Here is a 5020-nt window from a genome sequence, read left to right as displayed (position 1 = left end):
TCGGCGCGCTCACGGTCGGCGGACTCGGGGCGGCCGCCGTCGGCGAAGGCCTGGGCGGACTCGGCGCGCCGCTTGGTCTCCTTGGTGATGGACCGCGCGGACCTCGTCGTCGGAGAGCTCCCGGGCCGGTGTCACCGGCCACCTCGGCGTTGCCGATCGAGGTCAGGACGGATCGCAGGGTCGTCCGGACCAGCTCGTCCCTGGCCTTCATCGCGGTGGTCAGGTCGGCCCGCAGCTGCTCCTTGAGGGTGCTCACGGGTCGCCACGATAGTCCCGCGACGTAGGCTGGATCGCGTGAGTATCGCCGGGACCCTCGCACGTACCGCCGCCGGAGCCGCCCTGCTCGGAGCGTCGGCATCGGGTACGCGGCGGGGATCGAGCGGCGGCACTGGACGCTGCGCCGGGTCGAGCTGCCCGTCCTCGACGAGGGTGCGCGGCCGCTGCGGATCCTGCACCTGTCGGACTTCCACCTCACACCGGGCCAGCGCAGCAAGATCCGGTGGATCGCGGCGCTGGACGAGCTCGACCCGCACCTGGTGATCGACACCGGGGACAACCTGGCACACCCCGACGCCGTCCCGGGCGTGCTGACCGCGCTGGGGAGGCTGCTGGAGCGGCCGGGCGCGTTCGTGTTCGGCAGCAACGACTACTACGGCCCCACCCCGAAGAACCCGGCCCGCTACCTGCGCCGCGGGGACACGAAGCGGGTGCACGGGGCGGACCTGCCCTGGACCGACCTGCGCGCCGCGTTCCGCGAGCACGGCTGGGTCGACGCCACCCACGCCCGGCACGTGCTCGAGGTCGACGGCCGGACGGTCCGGATCGCGGGCGTCGACGACCCGCACCTGAACCTGGACCGCTACCCGCGCATCGCCGGCCACGACGCCGACACCGACCTGCGCATCGGGCTGACCCACTCCCCCGAGCCGCGGGTGCTCGACGGCTTCGCCGCCGACGGCTACGACCTCGTCCTCGCCGGGCACACCCACGGCGGCCAGCTGCGCCTGCCCGGCTACGGCGCGCTCGTCACCAACTGCGGGATCGACCGGTCCCGGGCCCGCGGGGCGAGCCGCTGGGGCAGCCGGATGCGGCTGCACGTGTCGGCCGGGCTGGGCACCTCGCCGTACGCGCCGGTGCGCTTCGCGTGCCCGCCGGAGGCCTCGCTGCTGACCCTCGTCCCCCGCACGACCGGCCCCGATGCGCGGACGGGAACCCCCGCGCAGGCCTCGGAGGGCATCGGGTAGAGTTCTCAACGGCTCACGGGGAGACCCGAGTGCCAATCGGGGTGTGGCGCAGCTTGGTAGCGCGCTTCGTTCGGGACGAAGAGGTCGCAGGTTCAAATCCTGTCACCCCGACAACACGAAGGCCCAGGTCCGGCGGACCTGGGCCTTCGTCGTGTTCCACGGCCTCTCACCGGAGGGCCGGGCCGAGCAGCAGGCCGCCGTCGCTCACGTACTCCGAGCCCGTCACGAAGGACGCCGCCGGGGACGCGAGGAACAGCACCAGCGCCGAGATGTCCGCCGGTTCCCCCAGCCGCGGCACCGCGAAGGGGTCGGGCGAGTAGAAGTCGGCGATGGGGGCGGCGGCTCCGGCGGCGGGCTCGGTGATGAACGGCGTCGCGATGACCCCCGGGTGGACGACGTTGACCCGGATCCCGTCGCGGCCCAGCTCGAGCGCGGCGGTCCTGGTCAGGCCGCGCAGCGCCCACTTGGCGGCGACGTACGGCGCGTAGTGGGCGGTCCCTCCGGTCCCCATGACGGACCCGATGTTGGTGATGGACCCGCCGCCCGCACGGCGCAGGGCCGGCGTCACCGCCTTGATGCCGAAGAACGCACCGGTCAGGTCGATGTCGAGGACACGCTGCCACGTGGACGCCTCGGTCGTCTCGATCGGTGCGGGCGGGTTCTGGACGCCGGCGTTGTTGACCAGGACGGTCAGCCGGCCGAACCGGTGCTCGGCCTCGGCGACGGCCGCGCTCCACGACGCCTCGTCGGCGACGTCGAGCTGCACGACGCAGCACCGGTCGCCGAGCTCCTCGGCGAGCCGGTCCCCGCGCTCGCGTCGGGTGGTGCCGATGACGACGTTCGCGCCCTCGGCGTGGAACGCGCGGACGTGGCCGGCGCCCTGTCCCCCGGTGCCGCCGGTGACGAGGACGGTCTGTCGGTCGAAACGAGCCATGGGGTTCTCCCGGATTCCGAGTCGCAGTGGTGAGTCGATCCACTCACCTCGTGACCGAAGGTAGGAGCCGTGGAGAGGTGAGTCAAGTGACTCACCTCGGTACGATACGACGATGGATGCCCCCGTGCCGACGTACCACCGGCGTATGGCGGAGGAGAAGCGCGCCCTGATCGTGCAGGCGGCCACGAGGCTCTTCCTCGCGTCCGGCTACGACCGCACGTCGCTCGCGAGGGTCGCGGACGAGGCGGGGGTCTCGCGGGCGACGCTGTTCAAGCAGTTCCCGACGAAGGCCGCACTGTTCGAGGCCATGATCACCGCGACCTGGGACGAGGGCGACAGCGGCGCGGACGTCCCGACCGGCGACCTCACCGCCGGCCTCCTCGCACTCGGCCACCGGTACGCGGCGCTGCTGGGACGGCAGGAGATGCAGGATCTGTTCCGCATCGTCATCGCCGAGCTCCCCCGGTTCCCGGAGCTGGCACGGGCACAGTTCTCGCTCGGCAAGCTGCCCTACTTCGAGACGGTCCGCCGCCATCTCGCCGCCGCGCACGAGGCCGGGACCGCCCGGATCGACGATCCCGAGCTCGCGACGACCCAGTTCCTCGGGATGATCTCCAACGCCCTGTTCTGGCCCGCGCTCCTCCTGCCCGACTGGAGCGTCGACGCGGACCGGGTCTCCCGCGTCGTCGAGGAGGGGGTGCGCACCACGACGGCGCGGTACGCGGTCCGGGCCGCCGACCCCGGGCCGTGACGACGATCGCGCAGTTCGTGGCGCGGACGGCGGACGGCCGCCGGGTGCACGATGGACCCGTGATCGGTGACCGCTGGGGCGTGAGCGACGCCGAGACCACCCGCCCCTACCCGTGCGACGAGCTCGTCCCGGCTCCCACGCTGCAGGCGTGGCGGGGCGTCTCCGTCGCCGCGCCGGCCGCCGCCGTCTGGCCGTGGGTCGCCCAGATCCGGCTCGCCCCGTACTCCTACGACTGGGTCGACAACCTCGGACGCCGGTCCCCGCAGGAGCTCGTGGGACTCCCGGAACCGCAGGTCGGGGACACCTTCACCGCGACCGGCGGACGGCGGCTCGGCCGGATCCTCTCGGTCGACCCCGGGGTGCAGCTCACCGGCAGCGTCCTGGGCGCCGTCATGTCCTACGTCCTCGTGCCGCAGGGGGCGGACACGACCCGCCTGTTGCTCAAGGTCGTCATGGGCGGCACCCGCGTGCTCGCGCCGCTGGTGTCGGTCGGCGACCTCGTGATGGCCCGGCGGCAGCTGCTGAACCTGGGACGGCTCGCCGAGGGCCACAGCCGACTACGGCGCCGTTGACGACCCGCCGGGCGTGGTGGGGTGCGACGACGGGGTGTGATGCGCGATCCTGACGGGATGAGTGAGAACCCGGTAGCGCTCGATCTCGACGACGCGGGACTGGCCGGTGGCCTCCCCCGCCCGGCGCACCAGCTCGACGGGATCCAGGACGTACCGTTCCGCCCGGTCCAGTTCCGCGACAACGACCTCCCGACCGCACTGGAGCGCGCCGCGCAGTGGCTGCGGGAGACCCAGTCCTGGCTGGGTGAGCCGGTCGACGTGATCGCCATCCACCTCGACTACAACGAGGCGTCCGAGGCGGCGTACTACGAGCTCAAGCTGCTGTGCAACGAGGAGGACCTGGCCGGGGCACCCATCGCGGTGCGCCAGCGGGCCGCGGCCGACGCCTGACCACACGACGACGGGTCGTCGCCCCGGCACCGACCGTGCCGGGGTGGCGACCGCCGAGTGATCAGAGTCACGCCGAGCGTGACGATCGGCAGGTCGTGACCCTCCGGACGGCCCGCCGGAGCACCGCGGGGTGAACAATTGTTTGGTCGACACCGCGCCTGCGGTAGCGTCGTCCTCGGTCACCGTAGTTCTGAGTTTCGTGTCTCAAGCGCGCTCGCAGAATGATGATGCGGGCGGATTCGCTGTCTTTGGTGTAGCTGAAGCTGGCTGCCGTCTGGGAATTCCTCTGACCCGGGCAGCCGCACGACGTGGTTGTTCCGTCCGAATGCTGCATTACAAGGAGTCACCATGACCAACGGCACCGTGAAGTGGTTCAACGCCGAGAAGGGCTTCGGCTTCATCGCCCCCGAGGACGGCGGCGCCGACGTGTTCGTCCACTACTCGGCGATCGACGGCTCGGGCTTCAAGGAGCTCCAGGAGAACCAGGCCGTGTCCTACGAGGTCACCCAGGGCGCCAAGGGCCCGCAGGCCTCCTCGGTGACCGTCCGCTAAGGACGCACCGCCCGGCCGACGTGCCGGGCCCTGTTCTTCCGTCCGATGGCGGCATCCCCCACGCGGGGATGCCGCCATCGGCGTCTCCGGGGCCGCTACCGTGGCGGCGTGCCGCTGTCCGCCGCCAGGCCGCGCTGCTCGAGAGCCGGCTGCCCGGGCACGAGGTCGTCGCCGACCACGGCTGGGGTCTGGTCGGGACCACCGTGCTGCGGGTCCGTCACGACGGCGCCGACCTCATCGTGAAGGCCGGCGACGACGCCGACACCCACATCGCCCGCGAGCTGCGCGCCCACCGCGAGTGGCTGGCCCCGCTCGTCGCCCGGGGTCGCGCGCCGGAGCTCCGCCACGCCGACGCCGACGCGAAGCTGCTGGTCACCCGCTACCTGCCCGGGACCCTGGTGCAGGACACGCCCGCCGAGCACGAGCCCTCGACCTACCGCGGGGCCGGGGAGCTGCTGGCGCTGCTGCACGAACGGCCCGCCGTCGTCGCGACGAGGGGTACGGCGCCCGGCTGCGCGACACCGTCCTGACCAGGCTCGGGCGTCGCCGCCCCCACCGCATCGCCCCCGGGCTGCTC

At 72.7% G+C, this 5020-nt stretch carries 6 protein-coding genes, 1 tRNA gene and 2 pseudogenes; 7 read left to right on the top strand and 2 right to left on the bottom strand.

Going from position 1 to position 5020, the window contains the following annotated elements; all coding sequences use genetic code 11:
• Window positions 1-256: pseudogene (locus KPL57_RS70410) on the bottom strand (hypothetical protein); the annotation flags it as partial.
• Between the two features lie 44 nt (window positions 257-300).
• Between KPL57_RS70410 and KPL57_RS27660 the strand changes: the two are divergent.
• Window positions 301-1244 (top strand): annotated as a pseudogene (locus KPL57_RS27660) (metallophosphoesterase).
• A 37-nt stretch (window positions 1245-1281) separates the two neighbouring features.
• A tRNA-Pro gene (locus KPL57_RS27655) sits at window positions 1282-1355 on the top strand.
• Window positions 1356-1410: 55 nt separating this feature from the next.
• On the opposite strand, the gene KPL57_RS27650 is transcribed toward KPL57_RS27655, so the two are convergent.
• Window positions 1411-2178, bottom strand: coding sequence for an SDR family NAD(P)-dependent oxidoreductase (locus tag KPL57_RS27650; RefSeq protein WP_226353721.1), 768 nt, complete (start codon window positions 2176-2178; stop codon window positions 1411-1413).
• A 112-nt stretch (window positions 2179-2290) separates the two neighbouring features.
• On the opposite strand from KPL57_RS27650, the gene KPL57_RS27645 reads away from it, so the two are divergent.
• From KPL57_RS27645 to KPL57_RS27625, 5 genes are all read left to right on the top strand, one after another.
• Window positions 2291-2929, top strand: a complete 639-nt coding sequence (locus tag KPL57_RS27645; protein ID WP_226364722.1) for a TetR/AcrR family transcriptional regulator — start codon at window positions 2291-2293, stop codon at window positions 2927-2929.
• A 59-nt stretch (window positions 2930-2988) separates the two neighbouring features.
• Window positions 2989-3501, top strand: a complete 513-nt coding sequence (locus KPL57_RS27640; protein ID WP_226353719.1) for a polyketide cyclase — start codon at window positions 2989-2991, stop codon at window positions 3499-3501.
• Window positions 3502-3558: 57 nt separating this feature from the next.
• Entirely contained in the window at window positions 3559-3891 is a 333-nt protein-coding gene (locus tag KPL57_RS27635; RefSeq protein ID WP_062399612.1) for a hypothetical protein, read from the top strand.
• Between the two features lie 348 nt (window positions 3892-4239).
• Window positions 4240-4443, top strand: a complete 204-nt coding sequence (locus KPL57_RS27630; protein WP_226353718.1) for a cold-shock protein — start codon at window positions 4240-4242, stop codon at window positions 4441-4443.
• 68 nt (window positions 4444-4511) lie between these two features.
• Entirely contained in the window at window positions 4512-4973 is a 462-nt protein-coding gene (locus KPL57_RS27625; protein ID WP_226353717.1) for a hypothetical protein, read from the top strand.
• Window positions 4974-5020 lie beyond the last annotated feature (47 nt).

It is taken from the genome of Pseudonocardia sp. ICBG601, assembly GCF_020496245.1.
This window is presented reverse-complemented; position numbering and strand designations above follow the sequence as displayed.